General features: G+C 72.8%; 14 protein-coding genes. 8 read left to right on the plus strand and 6 right to left on the minus strand.

Annotated elements, in window-relative coordinates; translation table 11 throughout:
- Positions 1 to 253 precede the first annotated feature (253 nt).
- Positions 254 to 1477: an aminotransferase class III-fold pyridoxal phosphate-dependent enzyme gene (locus tag MPTA5024_RS00900; RefSeq protein ID WP_036318718.1), complete on the plus strand. Its 1224-nt coding sequence runs from the start codon at positions 254 to 256 to the stop codon at positions 1475 to 1477.
- 14 nt (positions 1478 to 1491) lie between these two features.
- Here MPTA5024_RS00900 and MPTA5024_RS00905 read toward each other — a convergent pair whose 3' ends face one another.
- Positions 1492 to 2601, minus strand: coding sequence for a GNAT family N-acetyltransferase (locus tag MPTA5024_RS00905; RefSeq protein WP_036318720.1), 1110 nt, complete (start codon positions 2599 to 2601; stop codon positions 1492 to 1494).
- A gap of 102 nt (positions 2602 to 2703) precedes the next feature.
- On the opposite strand from MPTA5024_RS00905, the gene MPTA5024_RS00910 reads away from it, so the two are divergent.
- The 4 genes from MPTA5024_RS00910 to dop all read left to right on the plus strand — a co-directional run bounded on the left by MPTA5024_RS00910 (position 2704) and on the right by dop (position 8551).
- The gene (locus tag MPTA5024_RS00910; protein ID WP_036318722.1) at positions 2704 to 3567 is read left to right on the plus strand and encodes a tRNA (adenine-N1)-methyltransferase; all 864 of its coding nucleotides are present in this window, start codon (positions 2704 to 2706) and stop codon (positions 3565 to 3567) included.
- Between the two features lie 205 nt (positions 3568 to 3772).
- On the plus strand, positions 3773 to 5536 hold the full coding sequence (gene arc, locus MPTA5024_RS00915) for a proteasome ATPase (protein WP_036318726.1): 1764 nt from the start codon (positions 3773 to 3775) through the stop codon (positions 5534 to 5536).
- Between the two features lie 213 nt (positions 5537 to 5749).
- Positions 5750 to 6958 carry an acyltransferase family protein gene (locus tag MPTA5024_RS00920; protein ID WP_051457569.1) on the plus strand — a complete coding sequence of 403 codons (1209 nt, stop codon included), beginning with the start codon at positions 5750 to 5752 and terminating at the stop codon, positions 6956 to 6958.
- A gap of 75 nt (positions 6959 to 7033) precedes the next feature.
- Positions 7034 to 8551: a depupylase/deamidase Dop gene (dop, locus tag MPTA5024_RS00925; protein ID WP_084369349.1), complete on the plus strand. Its 1518-nt coding sequence runs from the start codon at positions 7034 to 7036 to the stop codon at positions 8549 to 8551.
- 9 nt (positions 8552 to 8560) lie between these two features.
- Here dop and MPTA5024_RS00930 read toward each other — a convergent pair whose 3' ends face one another.
- Together MPTA5024_RS00930 and MPTA5024_RS00935 are read right to left on the minus strand one after the other, a co-directional pair.
- Positions 8561 to 9496 carry a serine/threonine-protein kinase gene (locus tag MPTA5024_RS00930; RefSeq protein ID WP_051457570.1) on the minus strand — a complete coding sequence of 312 codons (936 nt, stop codon included), beginning with the start codon at positions 9494 to 9496 and terminating at the stop codon, positions 8561 to 8563.
- 121 nt (positions 9497 to 9617) lie between these two features.
- On the minus strand, positions 9618 to 10022 hold the full coding sequence (locus MPTA5024_RS00935) for a hypothetical protein (RefSeq protein ID WP_036318731.1): 405 nt from the start codon (positions 10020 to 10022) through the stop codon (positions 9618 to 9620).
- A gap of 209 nt (positions 10023 to 10231) precedes the next feature.
- On the opposite strand from MPTA5024_RS00935, the gene MPTA5024_RS00940 reads away from it, so the two are divergent.
- On the plus strand, positions 10232 to 10441 hold the full coding sequence (locus MPTA5024_RS00940) for a ubiquitin-like protein Pup (RefSeq protein WP_036318734.1): 210 nt from the start codon (positions 10232 to 10234) through the stop codon (positions 10439 to 10441).
- Positions 10442 to 10774: 333 nt separating this feature from the next.
- Here the strand turns inward: MPTA5024_RS00940 and MPTA5024_RS00945 are convergent, their stop codons facing one another.
- On the minus strand, positions 10775 to 11620 hold the full coding sequence (locus tag MPTA5024_RS00945) for a helix-turn-helix transcriptional regulator (protein ID WP_036318737.1): 846 nt from the start codon (positions 11618 to 11620) through the stop codon (positions 10775 to 10777).
- Positions 11621 to 11749: 129 nt separating this feature from the next.
- On the opposite strand from MPTA5024_RS00945, the gene MPTA5024_RS00950 reads away from it, so the two are divergent.
- Positions 11750 to 12643, plus strand: a complete 894-nt coding sequence (locus tag MPTA5024_RS00950; RefSeq protein WP_036318740.1) for an NmrA/HSCARG family protein — start codon at positions 11750 to 11752, stop codon at positions 12641 to 12643.
- A complete protein-coding gene (locus MPTA5024_RS00955) occupies positions 12640 to 13152 on the plus strand; it encodes a cupin domain-containing protein (protein ID WP_036322679.1) in 513 nt (170 codons plus the stop codon). Before MPTA5024_RS00950 ends, MPTA5024_RS00955 begins: the two co-directional genes overlap by 4 nt.
- Before the next feature lie 48 nt (positions 13153 to 13200).
- On the opposite strand, the gene MPTA5024_RS00960 is transcribed toward MPTA5024_RS00955, so the two are convergent.
- A complete protein-coding gene (locus MPTA5024_RS00960; RefSeq protein ID WP_084369350.1) occupies positions 13201 to 16020 on the minus strand; it encodes a glycoside hydrolase family 38 C-terminal domain-containing protein in 2820 nt (939 codons plus the stop codon).
- Positions 16010 to 17158, minus strand: a complete 1149-nt coding sequence (locus MPTA5024_RS00965; protein WP_232326095.1) for a Gfo/Idh/MocA family protein — start codon at positions 17156 to 17158, stop codon at positions 16010 to 16012. Before MPTA5024_RS00965 ends, MPTA5024_RS00960 begins: the two co-directional genes overlap by 11 nt.
- Between the last annotated feature and the right edge of the window lie 71 nt (positions 17159 to 17229).

Consider the following 17229-nt stretch of genomic DNA (forward strand, 5'->3'; position numbering starts at 1 on the left):
AGTAGGCTCCGACGCGGGCCTCGACGGCCCGGTGCACGCCGACTGACCGCGGGCCGCGCCAGCCCGAGCGCGCCCACCCCGGCCGCACCCAGCCGGCCGCACCGGCCCGTGCGCAGCGACTCCGCACCCCACCCGCGGGGCCGCGCCGGCCCCCACGAAGCGCCAGCCGCCACCGGCCCCTATCGACCCCTATCGACGCCCACCGAGCCTCCGCGCCCCTCGCGGACGCCGACCTGTAGACGGGAGCATCCCCATGTCCCTCGACGCCTCCTTGCGGGCCCGCGCGGCCAAGGTCGTCCCCGGAGGGATGTACGGCCATCTCAACGCCGCCCTGCACGGCGAGCGCTACCCCCAGTTCTTCGCCAGGGCGGAGGGCGCCCGGCAGTGGGACGTCGACGGCCGGGAGTACGTCGACCTCATGTGCAGCTGGGGTCCGATGATCGTGGGCCACCGCAACCCGCGGGTGGAGGAGGCCGCCGCCGCGCAGCAGGCGCTCGGCGACTGCCTCAACGGCCCCGGCGCCGTGATGGTCGAGCTGGCCGAGTTGCTGGTCGACCTCATCCCCTCGGCCGACTGGGCCATGTTCTCCAAGAACGGCACCGACGCGACGACCCAGGCCCTCATGGTCGCCAGGGCCGCCACCGGCAGGACCAAGGTCCTGGTGGCGCACGGCGCCTACCACGGCGCCGACCCCTGGTGCACGCCCGGCCTGTCCGGTGTCACGCCCAACCAGCGGGCCGACACGATCGAGTTCGCCTACAACGACCTGGCGAGCGCGGAGGCGGCCGCCGCGCAGGCCGAGGGCGACGTGGCCGCCATTCTCGTCACGCCGTTCAAGCACGACTCGTTCGAGGACCAGGAGCCGGCCGACGAGGCGTTCGCGCGCGGCGTGCGCGCCCTGGCCGACCGCCTGGGCGCCGCCCTCGTCATCGACGACGTACGGGCGGGGTGGCGGCTCGACCTGCGGGGCTCGTGGGAGCCGCTGGGAGTCCGCCCCGACCTCACGGCGTGGAGCAAGGCCATGGCGAACGGCTTCCCCATCGCCGCGGTCACCGGTGTGGACGCGCTGCGGGGGGCGGCGCAGACCCTCTACTCGACCGGCTCGTTCTGGTTCTCCGCCGCGGCGATGGCGGCGGCGATCGCGACCATCGAGATCCTGCGGGAGACCGGCGGCCCGGCGCTCATGCACCGCGCGGGGACGCGCCTGCGCGAGGGCCTGGCGGCGCAGGCGGCCTCACACGGCTTCGTGATCCGCCAGACGGGCCCGGTGCAGATCCCGTGGCTGTCCTTCGAGGGCGACGCGACCCTGGAGAAGGGCATCGCGTGGGCCGGGCACTGCCTGGACGAGGGCGTGTACCTCCACCCCTGGCACAACTGGTTCCTGTCGGCGGCTCACACGGACGAGGAGATCGACCGCGCCCTCCAGGGGACCGACGCCGCCTTCGGCAAGCTCCGGGCGGCGTACGGCGCCGACTGAGGCCCCCGCCGGGGTCAGCGCGAGCGGGCCCACTGGAGGACGTCGGCCCGGGTGCCGTCCGGGCCGGGCAGCAGCCCCCTCACGAGGAGCTCGCGGGTGAACCCGGTCCGCTCCAGCACCCGGTGGGACGCCGTGTTGCCCGGGGCCGTGCCGGCGACCAGCCTCCTGAGGGGCGTGCTCGCGAAGGCCCAGTCGGCGAGCAGCCGCACGGCCCGGACGGTGAGGCCGCGCCCGCGGAACTCCGGGTGCAGGCTGTAGCCCACCATGGCCTGGTCCAGCGGGGGGACGACGTTGCTCAATTGGACTTCCCCGGCGAGCGCGCCGGTACGGGCGTCCCTGATCGCCATCTCGGCCCGCCGGCCCGCCAGCCACAGGTGCCCGTTGCGGCGGCACACGTCCAGGGTCGCGGCGTACGTGACGGGCGTGGGCGGGACCCGCGAGGCGGCGACGTCCGGCACGGTCCGCAGCCGGTGGCACTCCTCGGCATCGTCCGTCGTCAGCGGTGTGAGCCGCACGACGCCGTCGCTGAGCTCCCCGCCGGGGAATCCGCCGGGGAGGAACGGCAGGTACGGCGTGACGGGCTCGCCCGGGTCGCCCGCGAGCCGGGCGTAGGCCGCCAGGTCCACCCGCCGGCCGTCCCGGCCGCCGGCGGCCTCGCGCTGCACGCCCTCCAGGGTGAAGCCGGAGCGCATCGCCACCCGCTGGCTGGGGACGTTCTCCACGTCGGCCAGCAGCGTGATCCGCGGCAGCCCGTGGGCGAAGCCCCACGCGGACAGGGCCCGCACGGCCTCGGTCGCCACGCCGCGCCCGCGCGCCCAGGGGGCGAGCCAGTAGCCGACCTCGCTGTTGCCGAAGCGGTCCGGCGGCTTGAGGCCCACCGTGCCCAGCGTCCCGCCGGTCGCCCCGTCCGCGATCAGGAAGTCCGCTCCGCCCGCCTCCCAGGTCGCCGGCACGGCCTTGGTGATCCAGTACAGCGCGTCGTCCCGCGAGTACGGCGACGGGACCAGCGGGATGAACCGGACGACGTCGGGGTCGGCGCACGCCCGCGCCACGTCGCCGGCGTCCCCCTCGTTCGGCAGGCGGAGGACGGCGGATCCGGCGGGGATGGTCTCGAGGGGCAACATGTCCCATTGTTACCAGGGGCCCCGCCGCCGCGACCATCGGGTTTCCCACCGGCCCCCGTCGCCCGGGCGGGGGACCGGGGCGATGCCACTAGCCTTTCCAGCATGGGTTTTCGCAGGCACGGCCCGTTCCAGGCCGGAGATCAGGTTCAGCTCACCGACCCGAAGAACAAGCGGCACACGGTGACGCTGAAAGAGGGCGGCGTCTTCCACACGCACAAGGGGTCGATCCCGCACGACGACCTGATCGGGCAGCCCGAGGGCTCCGTCGTCCGCTCCTCGGGCGGCACCGTCTACCTGGCGTTCCGTCACCTGCTGGCCGACTACGCCGTGTCGATGCCGCGCGGCGCGGCCGTCGTCTACCCGAAGGACGCGGCCCAGATCGTCGCCATGGCCGACATCTTCCCGGGGGCGCGGGTCGTGGAGGCCGGCGTCGGGTCGGGCGCGCTCACCTGCTTCCTGCTCCGCGCGGTCGGCCCCGAGGGCTCGGTCACCTCCTACGAGCGCCGGGCCGACTTCGCCGAGATCGCGACCAAGAACGTGGAGAAGTTCTTCGGCGGCCCGGTGGGGCAGTGGCGGCTCGTGGTGGGAGACCTCGTGGCCGCGCTCGACGAGGCCGACGTCGACCGCGTCATCCTCGACATGCTGGCGCCGTGGGAGTGCGTCGACGCCGCCGCCAAGGCCCTCACACCCGGCGGAGTTATTTGCTGTTATGTCGCTACAACGACGCAAATGTCCCGAACGGTGGAGACCCTGCGCGAGCACGGGAGTTTCACCGAGCCCCACGCGTGGGAGACCCTGGTTCGCGACTGGCATGTCGAGGGCCTCGCCGTACGGCCGGACCACCGGATGGTCGGCCACACCGGGTTTCTCGTCACCGCCCGTCGCATGGCGGACGGCGTGACGCCCCCGCCCCGGCGCAGGCGCCCGGCCAAGGGGGCGTATGGAGAGGGGATCGAAGCAGTGTGACAATTCAGCCACAACCCGGCAAAGCCACGTGACACGGGAACATATGGGTGTGTTCCTAATGCTGACCCGAAGAAACGGTCCATAAGGTATCAAACGCCGAACACCCAACGTAACTACACGAACACTGCCCGGCCAGGTTACGTACAGCGCCAAGATAGGTAGGGTCTTGAGTAGTCGTTCTCGACGGGGAAGGAGGTGACGGGGCGTGGCAGCTCGCGACGATGCCGAGGCTCGAGCCGCGCAGCGCGAACGGGAGGTCGCCGATCTCACAACACAGGTCTCCTTCCTGCAGGAGGAGATCACCGCGTTGCGGCGGAAGCTGGCCGAGTCCCCCCGGCAGGCCAGGGTCATCGAAGAGCGTCTGCATGAGGCGCAAGCCCAGGTGGCCGCCCTCACCAGCCAGAACGAGCGGCTGGTTTCCACCCTCAAGGAGGCCAGGGATCAGATTGTCGCGCTCAAGGAGGAGGTCGACCGGCTGGCGCAGCCGCCGTCCGGTTTCGGCGTCTTCCTGGAGGCCAGGGACGACGGCACGATCGAGGTGTTCACCGGGGGCCGCAAGCTCCGGGTGAACGTCAGCCCGGCCGTGGACGTCGACTCGCTCAAGCGTGGCCAGGAGGTCATGCTCAACGAGGCGCTCAACGTGGTCGAGGCTCTGGGCTACGAGGACGTCGGCGAGATCGTCATGCTCAAGGAGCTGCTGGAGACGGGGGACCGCGCCCTCGTCATCTCCCACGCGGACGAGGAGCGGGTCGTCAAGCTCGCCCACTCGCTGCTCGACCAGCCGCTCCGCGCGGGCGACTCCCTCCTGCTCGAACCCCGTTCCAACTACGTGTACGAGCGGATCCCGAAGTCGGAGGTGGAGGAGCTCGTCCTCGAGGAGGTCCCCGACATCTCCTACGAGGAGATCGGCGGCCTCAGCCGGCAGATCGAGCAGATCAGGGACGCGATCGAGCTGCCGTACCTGCACGCCGACCTGTTCCGCGAGCACAAGCTGCGCCCGCCGAAGGGCGTCCTGCTGTACGGCCCGCCCGGCTGCGGCAAGACGCTCATCGCCAAGGCCGTCGCCAACTCCCTGGCCAAGCAGGTCGCGGAGAAGACCGGTCAGTCCGGCAAGAGCTTCTTCCTCAACATCAAGGGCCCCGAGCTGCTGAACAAGTACGTCGGCGAGACCGAGCGGCACATCCGCCTGGTCTTCCAGCGGGCCCGGGAGAAGGCCTCCGAGGGCACCCCGGTGATCGTGTTCTTCGACGAGATGGACTCGATCTTCCGCACCCGCGGCTCGGGCGTCTCCTCCGACGTCGAGAACACCATCGTCCCCCAGCTGCTGTCGGAGATCGACGGCGTGGAGGGCCTGGAGAACGTCATCGTCATCGGCGCCTCCAACCGCGAGGACATGATCGACCCGGCGATCCTGCGGCCCGGCCGCCTGGACGTCAAGATCAAGATCGAGCGGCCGGACGCCGAGGCGGCCAAGGACATCTTCTCGAAGTACCTGGTCAGTGAGCTCCCGCTGCACGGCGACGATCTGACCGAGCACGGCGACAGCCGCGAGGGCACGATCTCCGCGATGATCCAGCGGGTGGTCGAGCGGATGTACGCCGAGAGCGAGGAGAACCGCTTCCTCGAGGTGACCTACGCCAACGGCGACAAGGAGGTCCTGTACTTCAAGGACTTCAACTCCGGCGCCATGATCCAGAACATCGTGGACCGGGGCAAGAAGATGGCCATCAAGGAGTTCCTGGAGACCGGGCAGAAGGGTCTGCGGATCGCCCACCTGCTGGCCGCCTGCGTGGACGAGTTCTCCGAGAACGAGGACCTGCCCAACACCACCAACCCCGACGACTGGGCCCGCATCTCCGGCAAGAAGGGCGAGCGGATCGTCTACATCCGCACGCTCGTCCAGGGCAAGCAGGGCACCGAGGCCGGCCGGTCGATCGACACGGTCGCCAACACCGGCCAGTACCTGTAAGCGGCGCCTCCGGGAGCCGGCACGGCGTCACCTGGAGCGGCGCGATCTCCGGATCGCGCCGCTCTGGCATGTCCGGGCCCAAGCCGTTTTGTCCCGTTCCCGTCCCCGGGGCTCGTACGACCGGCGCACAGAGCGGTTGAAAAGGGTGGAACCGGGAGGGAAGCGATCGCGTCAAAGGTGCGTGATCTACCTAGGCGTGCCAGGGTGACCCCTGTGCCCTCCCCAGGTTCCCCGGCCGCCGAGCCGGGTGCCCCGGTCGTCGAGACGGCGAAGGGACCCCGTCTCGTCGAGCTGGACGCCCTGCGGTTCGTGGCCGCGTTCGCGGTGATGTCGTTCCACTTCATGGCGGCGAGCCGGTCCCTGTGGGACGAGTACCCGACCACCCTGTTCGCCCCCGTCAGCCGGCTGTCGTCGCTCGGCATCCTGGGCGTCGAGCTGTTCTTCCTCATCAGCGGGTTCGTGATCCTGATGAGCGTGTGGGGGCACACGGTCGGGCAGTTCGCCGTCTCCCGGGTGTCCCGGCTGTTCCCGGCGTACTGGTTCGCCGTGGTCGTGATCTTCATCATGTACCGCTTCAGCGGGGTCACCGCCTTCGACCCGAAGCTGTCCACCGGGGAGTACCTGCTCAACCTGAGCATGCTCCAGGGCGCGTTCGGCGTCGGGCACGCGGGCGGTGTGTTCTGGTCGCTGTGGGTGGAGCTGCGGTTCTACGTCCTCATCGGGGTGTTCGCCCTGTTCGGGATCACCCTGCGGCGGTGCCTGGCGTTCCTCGGGGCGTGGTTCGCGCTGGCCCTGGCCGCCGAGCTCACCCAGAACGACGTGCTCGTGTTCGTGTTCCAGCCGCGCCAGGCGCCGTACTTCATCGCGGGCATGGCCTTCTTCCTGATCCACCGGTTCGGGCCGCGGGCCGGGTGGCTGCTGCCGTGGGCGTTCGTCGCGGGGGGCTACGCCATGTCCCTGTACGCCGCCACCGAGCGCGTGGGGGAGCGCGTCCGGCTGATCGGGCTCAAGCACTACCCGGCGCCGCCGGAGAACGTCGTCGTCGCGATTTCGGTGATCTTCCTGCTGATGGCCGCGGTCTCGCTCGGCTGGCTGCGGTGGCTGCGCTGGAGGCCCCTCATGACCCTCGGGGCGCTCACCTATCCGCTGTACCTGCTGCATCAGACGGTCTCCGCGGTTCTCATCCCCACATATCGGGACATCGTTGATCCCTGGCTGCTCGTCGCGATCACGATGGCGGTCTCGATCGCGATCGCGTACCTCGCGTACCGGATGGTCGACAGACCAGGTCAGCGGTGGCTCAGGGCCCGTCTGGGCGCTCTGGTGGCCCGTACGGGGGGACGCCGCGGGGCCGGCGGAGCCCCTGCTTCCCCTCTCCCGCAGGCCCTCGCCGCGCAAAGTCACGAGGCATCTGTGCCGTAACTGTCTGGTAGCAGGGCATAGAGAAGGGGCTAGGCTCGGATATGACGACGACAGCCTGAAACAGGCGGGGTGCGAATGACGGTTCGGCGGGTGATGGGCATCGAGACCGAGTACGGCATCGCCGTACCAGGTCAACCGGGAGCGAACGCGATGGTGACCTCGTCGCAGGTCGTCAACGCGTACCTGGCGGCGTCGGCCGCCCGGGCTCGCCGGGCCCGGTGGGACTTCGAGGAGGAGAACCCGCTCCGCGACGCCCGAGGGTTCGACCTGGCCCGCGAGGTGGCCGACCAGAGTCAGCTCACCGACGAGGACCTGGGCCTCGCCAACGTGATCCTCACCAACGGCGCGCGCCTGTACGTCGACCACGCCCACCCGGAGTACTCCACGCCGGAGACCACGAACCCGCGGGCGTCGGTGATCTGGGACAAGGCGGGCGAGCGGGTCATGTACGACGCGGCCGTCCGGGCCTCGTCCATGCCCGGCAACGCGCCGATCCAGCTCTACAAGAACAACACCGACGCCAAGGGCGCCTCCTACGGCTGCCACGAGAACTACCTCATGCGCCGGGCCACGCCGTTCGCCGACATCGTGCGGCACCTGACGCCGTTCTTCGTGTCGCGGCAGGTCGTGTGCGGGGCGGGCAAGGTCGGCATCGGGCAGGACTCGCGCGGCGAGGGCTTCCAGATCAGCCAGCGGGCCGACTTCTTCGAGGTCGAGGTCGGCCTGGAGACCACGCTCAAGCGGCCCATCATCAACACCCGCGACGAGCCGCACGCCGACCCGGAGAAGTACCGCCGGCTGCACGTGATCATCGGCGACGCCAATATGTCGGAAATTTCGACATATTTGAAGCTAGGGACCACGGCACTCGTCCTCGCGATGATCGAGGAGGGCTTCCTCACGGCCGACCTCACGCCGGAGTCCCCGGTCGCCGCGCTCCGGGCGGTGTCCCACGACCCCACCTGCCGGTATGAGATCGCGCTGCGCAGCGGGCGCAAGATGACGGCCGTCCAGCTCCAGATGGAGTACCTGGAGCAGGCGCGCAAGTACGTCGAGGACCGGTTCGGGTCCGGCGCCGACGACATGACCAAGGACGTGCTCAACCGCTGGGAGTCCGTGCTCACCCGGCTCGCCGAGGACCCGATGCAGCTGTCCCGCGAGCTCGACTGGGTGGCGAAGCTGGAGCTCCTCGAGGGCTATCGGACCCGGGACGGCCTGCCGTGGTCGCACCCGCGCCTTCAGCTGGTCGACCTCCAGTACTCCGACATCCGTCCGGAGCGCGGCCTGTACAACCGGCTGGTCGCCCGGGGGCGGATGCAGCGGCTCGTGAGCGACGAGGAGATCGACCGCGCGGTCGAGCTGCCGCCGACCGACACCCGCGCGTACTTCCGCGGGCGATGCCTGCGGCAGTACAGCGACTCGGTCGCCGCCGCCTCCTGGGACTCGGTGATCTTCGACATCCCCGGCAGGGAGTCGCTGCAGCGCGTGCCCACGCTGGAGCCGCTGCGCGGGACCAAGGCCCACGTCGGGGAGCTGCTCGACCGCTGCCGGACCGCCGCCGACCTGGTCGCCGCACTCACCGGCGAAGGCTGAACCGCCTCCTCAGAGGGCGGGGTGGTCGGGGACGGGCCAGCCGGTCCCGGACCGGCGTGAATCTACGTTGTAAGGGCGGGCGGCCGGGAGCTCGCCCTGGCTGCGGCCGGGCGCGGCGGCCGGGATGCCCTGCCGCCGCAGCACGTCGGCCAGCAGGCGGGTCGCCGCCTCGGCGCTCAGCCGCTCCTCGGGCTCGCGCCGCAGCAGGCCGTCCAGGACCGCGCGCAGGGGTCCGGCGCGGTGCGCCGGGTCGGGCTCCCGGGTGAGCGCCAGACCGGCCGCCAGCGGGCCCACGCTCGGGTACGGCGGCCTCCCCTCGACGCCGCAGTACAGGGTGGCCCCGAAGGACCACAGGTCCGCGGCGGGTGCCGGCGCGCCTCCGCGCATGCGCTCGGGGGCGAGGTACGCCCCGGACCGCGTGAGCGGCACGGTGGTCGAGGAGCCGGGGTCCCGTTCGAAGGCCGCGATGCCGAAGTCGGTCAGCACCACGCGGTCCTCGGTCAGGACCACGTTGCCGGGGCGGATGTCGCCGTGGATGACCCCCAGGGAGTGGGCGTGCCGGACCCCCGTGAGGAGCTGGAAGCCCACCCAGGCCGCCCAGTGCACCGGGAGCCGTCCGAGGTGCCGTACGGTCTCGCTGAGCGTGAGGCCCTGGAGGAGCTCTGTCACGATCCAGAGCCTGCCCCGGTCCTCCAGCAAATCGTGCACGGTGATCACGGCCGGGTGGCTCAGCCGGGCGGCCGACCGGGCCTCGCGCAGCGCCTGCCGCCGCGCGGCCTGCAGGTCCGCCGCGTCCACCCGGTACGGCGGCTGGACCTCCTTGATCGCCACGTCGCGCTTGAGGCGCAGATCGTGGGCGTGCCACATGATCCCCCCGCCGTCACGGCGGAGGGGCGACAGCAGCCGGTAGCGATCCGCCAGCAGTTGCCGTGCACCCGTTCCCATCAGCCACCCGTGTGCTCGAAACCGCTCGACTGTACCGAGATCCTCAACATTGTGATCCGAACGGTCGCCGCCCCGCGCCGATTGGCCGTCACCAAGAGTGTGACATCGATAACGATCCGGTCTACAGCAGCCCGATGCCGAGGATCAGCGTGCCGGCCGCGAGCGCGGCGCCGCCCAGGACGGTGAGCAGGATGAGCCGGTTCGGCCGGGTGTCGGACGGCCGGGCGACCGACAGGAAGAAGCCGAGCGGCATGAGGATGGGCGCCGCGACGATCAGCAGCCGGGCGAGCGTGCGCAGGGCGTCCGGCAGGTCGGCCTGGTCGAGGTAGAGCAGCGCGACGAGGGAGAACAGGACGAGCACGCCGGCGTGGGCGTGGCCGGCCCGCCACAGCCCCCGCCGCACGGGGTTGTCCAGGTATCCGGGGACCTTGCGGAGGATGGCGGTCAGCAGCGTGAGGCCGCCGTAGCCCACCCCGGTGACGGTGATCAGCAGGATTCCGGCGGTGGTCGCGGACGCGGGGGACATCGGGTGCTCCTCCATTGGACAGCAGTGCTATCCAATTATTGGATAGCGGAGCTATCCGTCAAGTGGGTTTGCGTTGTGGCCGGTCGGAGGGTTGGCTGGCAGGGCGCGATGAGGCCCGGCAAAGATCGCGGCTCCATTCGCGCGCAATGTCGTCCGGTTCGGGGAAGATATGGGGGAGAGGCGTCCCCCCGAGCAGCGGAGGTACAGGGATGGCGACCAAGGACACGGGCGGGCAGAAGCAGGCCGGCCGCCAGGACCACGAGGTCGAGGAGACCGAGGCGCAGGCGTCCCCGGACGTCCAGGAGCGCAACGAGAAGCTCACCGACGACGTCGACGCGATCCTCGACGAGATCGACGAGGTCCTCGAGGAGAACGCGGAGGAGTTCGTCCGGTCGTACGTCCAGAAGGGCGGCGAGTAGGCCGGGCCCGACGGCCCGCGGCCGGACCGGCCGGCCACGGCGCGGTCCGGACCGCCGGTGACCGGCGGCGCCACGGGCGCGTGCCGGGAGCGGGAGCGGCGGACGTGCCGGGCCCCGGCGCGCCGGATCACCGGCTCCTCGCCGCCCGGCCCGGGGCGCACGACCGTTCTCGCGCGGCCAGAGCGCGCCGGCAGATCCGCACGGCCTTGAGGGACGACCGGTCCCGCGCGGCCGGTGCCCATGACGACTCCGGGGCACGACGGGCCGCACCGCCCAGGGCGTGAGAACGCGCGCTGGGCCCCGCATGGACCGGAATGACCGTCCGGACGACGGTCAGGCCGGCGAGGCGTCCAGCAGCGCGGTGACCCGCCGCAGGTCGGCGCCTGTCGCCGGGACCTGCAGCACCATCAGCAGATCGGGCCGCTCCACCGGGCGGAGCTGGTACATCACGAGGTCGACCCGCCCGGCCTCCGGGTGGTCGACGCCGATGGTCGCGGGCCGGAAGTACCGGTCCGGATACTCGGCCCACCACCGGCGGAACTCGGGGCTCTCCTCCGCCAGCTCGGCGACGAGACCCGCGAGCCGGGGGTCCTCCGGCCGCTCGCCCACCGCGACCCTGACCTGGTTCAGCACCGCCCGCGCGGCCGCCTCCCACCGCACCATCCGGGCGCGGGCCACGTCGTCGGCGAACATGATCCACAGCAGGTTCCGCCGGCTCTCCGGCAGGAGCGCCGGGTCGTGGCGGAGCCGCGCGTAGGCCGAGTTCCACACCACGAAGTCGAAGCGCGCGTCGTACACCGACGCGCAGTTGGGGACGGCGGCGTCCACCAGCCGCTGCAACCGGAGCAGGCCGTCCGCCCCCGCCGCGTCCGGCTCGGGCGCGGCCAGGCCGGCCAGGCGGCACAGGTGCCGGTACTGGTCGGGGTCCAGCCGCAGCGCCCGCGCCAGCGCGCCGACCACCTGGGCCGACGCCGCGATGTCGCGGCCCTGCTCCAGCCACGTGTACCAGGTGAGGCTGAGCCCCGCCAGCTCGGCGACCTCCTCGCGCCGCAGGCCGGGGGTCCGCCGCAGGCCCGGCCGGAGGTCCTCAGGGAGCCCCACGTCGGCCGGGCGCAGCCGCCCGCGCTGGGCGCGCAGGAACGCGCCGAGCTCCACGCGGCGGGACCGGTCACCGCCCATCTGGCCTGACTCCCCGTGTCGGTGGCTCCCGCGCCGACCGCCTGCCTGGCACCAACGCCACCAGGACGGGCGTCGTCGTCGTGTCTACCGTAATGATCGTAGCGATTCGGACACGACACGGAGGACACGATGAACGGGACAGAAGGGCCGGTGCTCGTCATCGGCGCGACCGGGCAGCAGGGCGGCGCGGCCGCGCGGCACCTGCTCGACGGCGGCCGCAGGGTGCGGGCGCTGGTGCGCGACGCCGGCGCCCCCGCCGCCGCGGCGCTGCGCGAGGCGGGCGCCGAACTGGTGACCGGCGACCTCGACGACGCCGCCTCGCTGGAGGCCGCCATGAAGGACGTCCACGGCGTCTTCCTGGTCCTGACCATGATGGAGGGGCCGCGGATCACGGCGGCGGGGGTGGAGGCCGAGGAACGGCGCGGCCTGCTCGTGGCGGACCTCGCCGCGCGGCTCGGCGTCCGGCACCTCGTCTACAGCTCCCTGAACGGCGCGGGGGCCGGCTCCGGCATCCCCTACTACGAGAGCAAGGAACGGATCGAGGACCGCATCCGGACGCTCGGCGTGCCGGCGACCGTCCTGCGGCCCGTGTCCTTCATGGACAACTTCGCCACCTACAACCGCCCGGTCGTCGAGGACGGTCATCTGGTGGTCGGCCTCGCCATGCCGCCGGACGTCCCGATGCCGCTGATCGCGGTGGACGACATCGGCGCGTTCGCCGCGCTGGCGTTCGAACGGCCCGGACGGTACCTGGGCAGGACGGTCTCGATCGCCGGCGACGTCCTCACCCCGCCGGAGATCGCCGAGGTGCTCGGCCGGGTGCGCGGCGTCCCCGCGCTGTTCCGGCGGGTGCCGATCGAGCGGGTGCGGGCGTTCGACGAGCAGCTCGCGATGATGTTCGCGTTCTTCTCCGAACAGCCGGCCCAGGTGCCCGACGTCGAGGCGCTGCGCGCCGACCATCCCGGCCTGATGACGCTGGAGACGTGGGCGCGGACGCGGGACCTGGCGGAGGCGGGCCGATGACCGACGGACTGCTGCTCCCGCCCGGCGGCGGACGGGCGATCCAGGCGATGACGCTGAAGACGGGCGCCGAGCGGAGCCCGGTGTGGTCGGTGTTCGAGGCCGAGGTCGCCCCCGGCTTCGACGTCGGAGCCCACCTGCACGAACAGGCGGAGGAGGTGTTCTACGTCCTCGACGGCGAGCTCGACCTGCTGGCCTTCCGGCCCGCCGGCGAGCCGGCCGGCGACTGGCGCACCTGGGAGTCGGAGGCGGGCACCCGGGTGTACCGCGGCGGGCCCGGAAGCTTCATGCACGTGCCTGCCGGCTGCCCCCACGCGTTCTTCAACCCGGGGCCGGCCCCGGCCCGGATGCTGTTCCTGGTGTCCCCCTCCGGCCACGAGCACTACCTCAGGGAGCTCACCGATCTGCTGGCCGCGCCCGGGGCGCCGGACCCCGCCGAGATCGCCGCGCTGCGCGCGCGGCACGACATCCACCAGCTCACCCCGCTGACGGTCCGGCCGCCCGCCTCGTGAGCGCCCGTCGTCGTGCCGCCGCGCGCACACGGCGGGGCCGGGGCGGGGTCAGGCCGGGTCGCCGTACGCCAGGTGCACGGTCGCGATCTCGAACGGGCGCATCGGCAGGCGCAGCGTCCCGTCCGCGACCGCCAGGGGACCGGCCGGCATCCCGAGGGCGCCGGCCCTGCGGGCGGCCGTGAAGTCCCCCCGCAGGACGGCCTCGGTCGCCGCCGGGCACTCGGCGACCAGACGGACCTCCAGCCACCCGTCTCGCTCGCGCAGCGCCGCCATCGTCACCCCCTCGCCGCTGAGGGAGAAGGCTCCGGGCGTGTCCGCCACCGCGGCCCTCGTGCCGTCCGAGGTGCCACCGGCAGCGCCGTCTTCCGCGGGGCCCGCGCCGGGGACGGCGAGCAGCCCGTGGCGGTACTCCTCGGCCAGCCGCACCAGCCCCGCCTCGTGCCACTCGCCCGCGAACGGCAGCACCGCGAACCTGGTCGCGAACGGGCCCTGGCACTGGGCGGCCGGGGTCGGCACCTGCGGACCGGCGGGCTCGTCCCGGTACGGGTTGCGGTTGCGGGACAGGTAGCCGACCGACCGCACGAGCGTCAGCGCCATCTCGGACGCCGCGGTCCCCTCCGGCCCGGCGGCCACCAGCTCGTACTCCGTCACGTGGTCGAGGAGCACCGCGAGCCCGCCCGCCGCGGCGAACGACTCGGCCGGGAACGTCGGGATCGGCCGCTCGCCGCAGCCGCCCTCGCCCGTCAGGCCGCGCCGCACCACGGCGAACTGCCCCTCGGCGTACGACTCCCGCGCCGGGCGCGCGAGCGGGGCGTGCCAGCGGATCCGATGGTCCCGGCAGCGCACGTCCATCTCCACTTGGCACCGGACGAACGGCTCCCCGGCCCGCAGCTCCACCCGCGTGACGACGGCCGTGCGCACGGTCTCCTCCGGCGCCCCGGACGGCTCCGCCCCGGCCGGCCAGTCGTAGGCCCGGGTGACCTCCAGCACGGCCGTGAGCGGCCCGTGACAGATCTCCTCCACCGTCACCGAGACGGGCGTGCCGGCGAGCCGGTCGGCGGGCGGGGGAGCGTGGTTGTAGGTGTCGCCGACGTCGCCGCCGTGCACCACGCGCCCGAAGCCGTGCGCCTCGGCGCCGTCGCGGCTCCGCAGCGACAGCGTGCCGTCGGGGGCGACCGACACCCGCAGCAGCCCGTTGTCCAGCACGCCGTCGCCGGCCTCGGGGTCGAGGGGGGCGACCGGGACGTACGGCACGGAGCCGTCGAAGACCGGCTCGCGGGCGGCGAGGACCGATCGGCCGAGCGGCGGCACGGTCACCAGCGCGGCCACGGTCACGACGGGCTCGGCCACGGTGCGGACCACCCACGGGCCGGGTCCGGCCGCCAGGATGTCCCGGCGCAGGTCCTCGTACGCGTAGGAGCCCGAGGCGTGCCGGCTGACGGTGACGGTGAAGACCCCGTCCTCCACGGCCCAGGAGACGATCTCATGGCCGAACAGCTCGCGTTCGTGGACCCGGCCGAGCAGTTGCGGCAGGTCGTCCATGACAGTCTCGTCGAGCAGCGTGGGCGCGAGCTCGAGACGCTGCACCGGCACGGGGCCCGCGGCCGCCGTCAGGCGGGCGCGGCTCTCCGGCAGGTCGGCCAGGACGAGCCCGGTCCGCTCGAACGGCGAGGGGTTCAGCACCACGAGCGACCCCCTGGGGGCGGCGGCGGCCAGCGAGGCGCTCACCAGGTCGACGACGGCCTGCCCGATCTGCTCGGCCTCGGCGATGCGGGCGGCCACCTGCTGGGCCGTCTCGTCCGAGCCGCAGCCGGTGACCGAGTCGTGCCCGCTGCACGCGACGATCCGCCGCCAGGCCGTCTCGACCATCCGCCGCGACGCGGACCGGTCGGCCGGCCACAGCGTCGACAGCGGTTCGGCGTACCGGGCCACGACCCGCTCCGCCCGCGCCATGGCCTGCTTGAGCCCGACGCGGGCCGAGATCACGCCCGGCAGGATGTTGGCCCGCGCGTGCGACCGCAGCTCGCCCTCCACGACAGGCAGCGGACCGTGGGCGTCATCCTCGGCCAGGAACTCCCCGAGCGTGGCCAGCCGCAGGCCCGACCGGGCGATGTCCGGGTCGGGGGCCGAGTGGTCCGCGCCGTACATGGCGAGCAGCCGCTCGCCCGACGCCCAGCCCTTCATCCCGGCGGCGAACGCGGCCACCCGGTCCGGCAGGCCCTCGGCGGGGCCGTTGAACAGCGCGACGGCGTTGCCGTACCCGCCGGGCAGGTAGCGGGTGCGGACCGTGGTGCCGTCCGCGCCGGTCCAGTCGAACGCGTCGAGGCCGACCGACGCCGGCACGCCCCGCCACAGGCAGGCGACGCGGAGCCCGGCCAGCGCCAGGATCTGGGGCATCTGGGCGCAGTGGCCGAACTGGTCGGGCAGGTAGCCGACCCGCATCGCGCCGCCGAGCGCCGCCGCGCCCCGCATGCCGTACTCCAGGTTGCGCAGCAGCGTCTCGCCCGAGCACAGGAACTCGTCGGCGAGGATCAGCCACGGCCCGGCCGCGAAGCGGCCCTCCGCGACGAACCGGGCGAGGTCCTCCCGCCGCTCCGGCCGGATCTCCAGGTAGTCCTCCACCGCGGCGAGCTGGCCGTCCATGGTGAACCGCTGGCGCGGGTCGGCGGCCATCGCGTCGAGGACGTCGTCGAGCATGCGGACCAGCCCCATCCGGAACCGCTGGAACGGCAGGTACCACTCCCGGTCCCAGTGGGTGTGCGGCACGACGACGATCTCGGGGGCGCCGCGTCCGGGCTCGTGTCCGGGTTCGTGTCCGGGCTCGCGGCCGGGCTCGCGGCCGGGCTCGCGGCCGGGCTCATCGTCCAATCAGGGTCTCCTCCTTCGGGGAACGGCCCGGGTCCTCCTCGGCGCACTCGCCGCTCACGGGGATCCCGGCCCATTGGGCGTACCGGCGGACCATGCGCTGGGCGGTGACGATGTCGCTGAGGCCGCCGGCGAGTCCGGTCAGCGGCGGCTCGCCCGCGGTGACGAAGCGGTGGAAGGCGACGAGCTGCCGTTCGAACGCCTCGGCCACGTCGCGGTAGACGGTGGTCCGCTCGGTGGTGCCCACCCGGCAGCGCACCGTGAGCTCGGTCGGGGCGTTCATCAGGTACGGCGAGGGGAAGACCAGCTCCAGCGAGCCGTGGTCGTGATGGAGCGTCACGGTCTCCCGGTAGGCCGGGTAGCCGGGCAGGTAGTGCCAGCGCAGCCCGTACCGGCCGCCCTGCGGCAGGGTCCCGCTCACCTCGACCGAGGGCGGGAAGACGTCCGCGGGCCACACGGCCACGTGGTCGACCGTGTCCGGCGCGCCCACGAGCAGCCGCATCAGCGACATGTCGTGGCAGACGCTGCCCAGCAGCACGTCGGCGTACAGCCGCCGCAGGCGCCGCGACGCCGGGCCGACCGCGGTGGTCAGCGCCGCCTCGTCCGCCTCCGCGTACGGCGCGACCGCCTCCGGCGACGGGCGGGACGCCCGGGCGCGCGCGAACAGCAGCTGCGACTCGCCGGAGGGGTGCAGCACGGTCACGTCCAGCTGGCGCACGTTTCCCGGCCCGCCAGCCTCGGGGAGCGTCTCCAGCAGCCGCTGGGTGGCGGGGTCGTACTGCTTCATGTAGCCGACCATGAGGCGGCCGTCGTCCGGGAGGCCCTCCAGCTCGGCGCGGCTGTAGGCGAGCGGCTTCTCGCACAGCACCCACAGGCCGCGCTCCAGCGCGGCCCGCACGAGCGGCCCGTGGGAGCCGGGGGTCAGCACGAGCAGCGCGTCGAGGCCGCCGGCGTCGAGCATCCGCCCGGGGTCGGCGAACGCGGGAGCGCCCAGCTCCCGGCCGAACCGGGCGGCGTGCTCCCCGTCCAGGTCGCACACGGCGGCGACGGTGAACATGTCCCGCCGCCTGGCCAGCAGGGGCAGGTAGACGACCTGCGCGACGACACCCAGTCCGGCGACCCCCACCCTCAGCGCGTCCACTCCATCACCCTCCCTCGATTCGGGCCGGAACGTCAGGCGATTCCGGTTTCAGGGGTTTTGTCCCTGTGACG

Source organism: Microbispora sp. ATCC PTA-5024 (assembly GCF_000511135.2).
In the GTDB taxonomy this organism is placed as follows: domain Bacteria; phylum Actinomycetota; class Actinomycetes; order Streptosporangiales; family Streptosporangiaceae; genus Microbispora; species Microbispora corallina.

Coding starts and splice junctions, on each gene's coding strand:
- MPTA5024_RS00900 (WP_036318718.1), top strand. CDS start 254: ATGTCCCTCGACGCCTCCTTGCGGGCCCGCGCGGCCAAGGTCGTCCCC.
- MPTA5024_RS00905 (WP_036318720.1), bottom strand. CDS start 2,601: ATGTTGCCCCTCGAGACCATCCCCGCCGGATCCGCCGTCCTCCGCCTG.
- MPTA5024_RS00910 (WP_036318722.1), top strand. CDS start 2,704: ATGGGTTTTCGCAGGCACGGCCCGTTCCAGGCCGGAGATCAGGTTCAG.
- dop (WP_084369349.1), top strand. CDS start 7,034: ATGACGGTTCGGCGGGTGATGGGCATCGAGACCGAGTACGGCATCGCC.
- MPTA5024_RS00930 (WP_051457570.1), bottom strand. CDS start 9,496: ATGGGAACGGGTGCACGGCAACTGCTGGCGGATCGCTACCGGCTGCTG.
- MPTA5024_RS00935 (WP_036318731.1), bottom strand. CDS start 10,022: ATGTCCCCCGCGTCCGCGACCACCGCCGGAATCCTGCTGATCACCGTC.
- MPTA5024_RS00940 (WP_036318734.1), top strand. CDS start 10,232: ATGGCGACCAAGGACACGGGCGGGCAGAAGCAGGCCGGCCGCCAGGAC.
- MPTA5024_RS00945 (WP_036318737.1), bottom strand. CDS start 11,620: ATGGGCGGTGACCGGTCCCGCCGCGTGGAGCTCGGCGCGTTCCTGCGC.
- MPTA5024_RS00950 (WP_036318740.1), top strand. CDS start 11,750: ATGAACGGGACAGAAGGGCCGGTGCTCGTCATCGGCGCGACCGGGCAG.
- MPTA5024_RS00955 (WP_036322679.1), top strand. CDS start 12,640: ATGACCGACGGACTGCTGCTCCCGCCCGGCGGCGGACGGGCGATCCAG.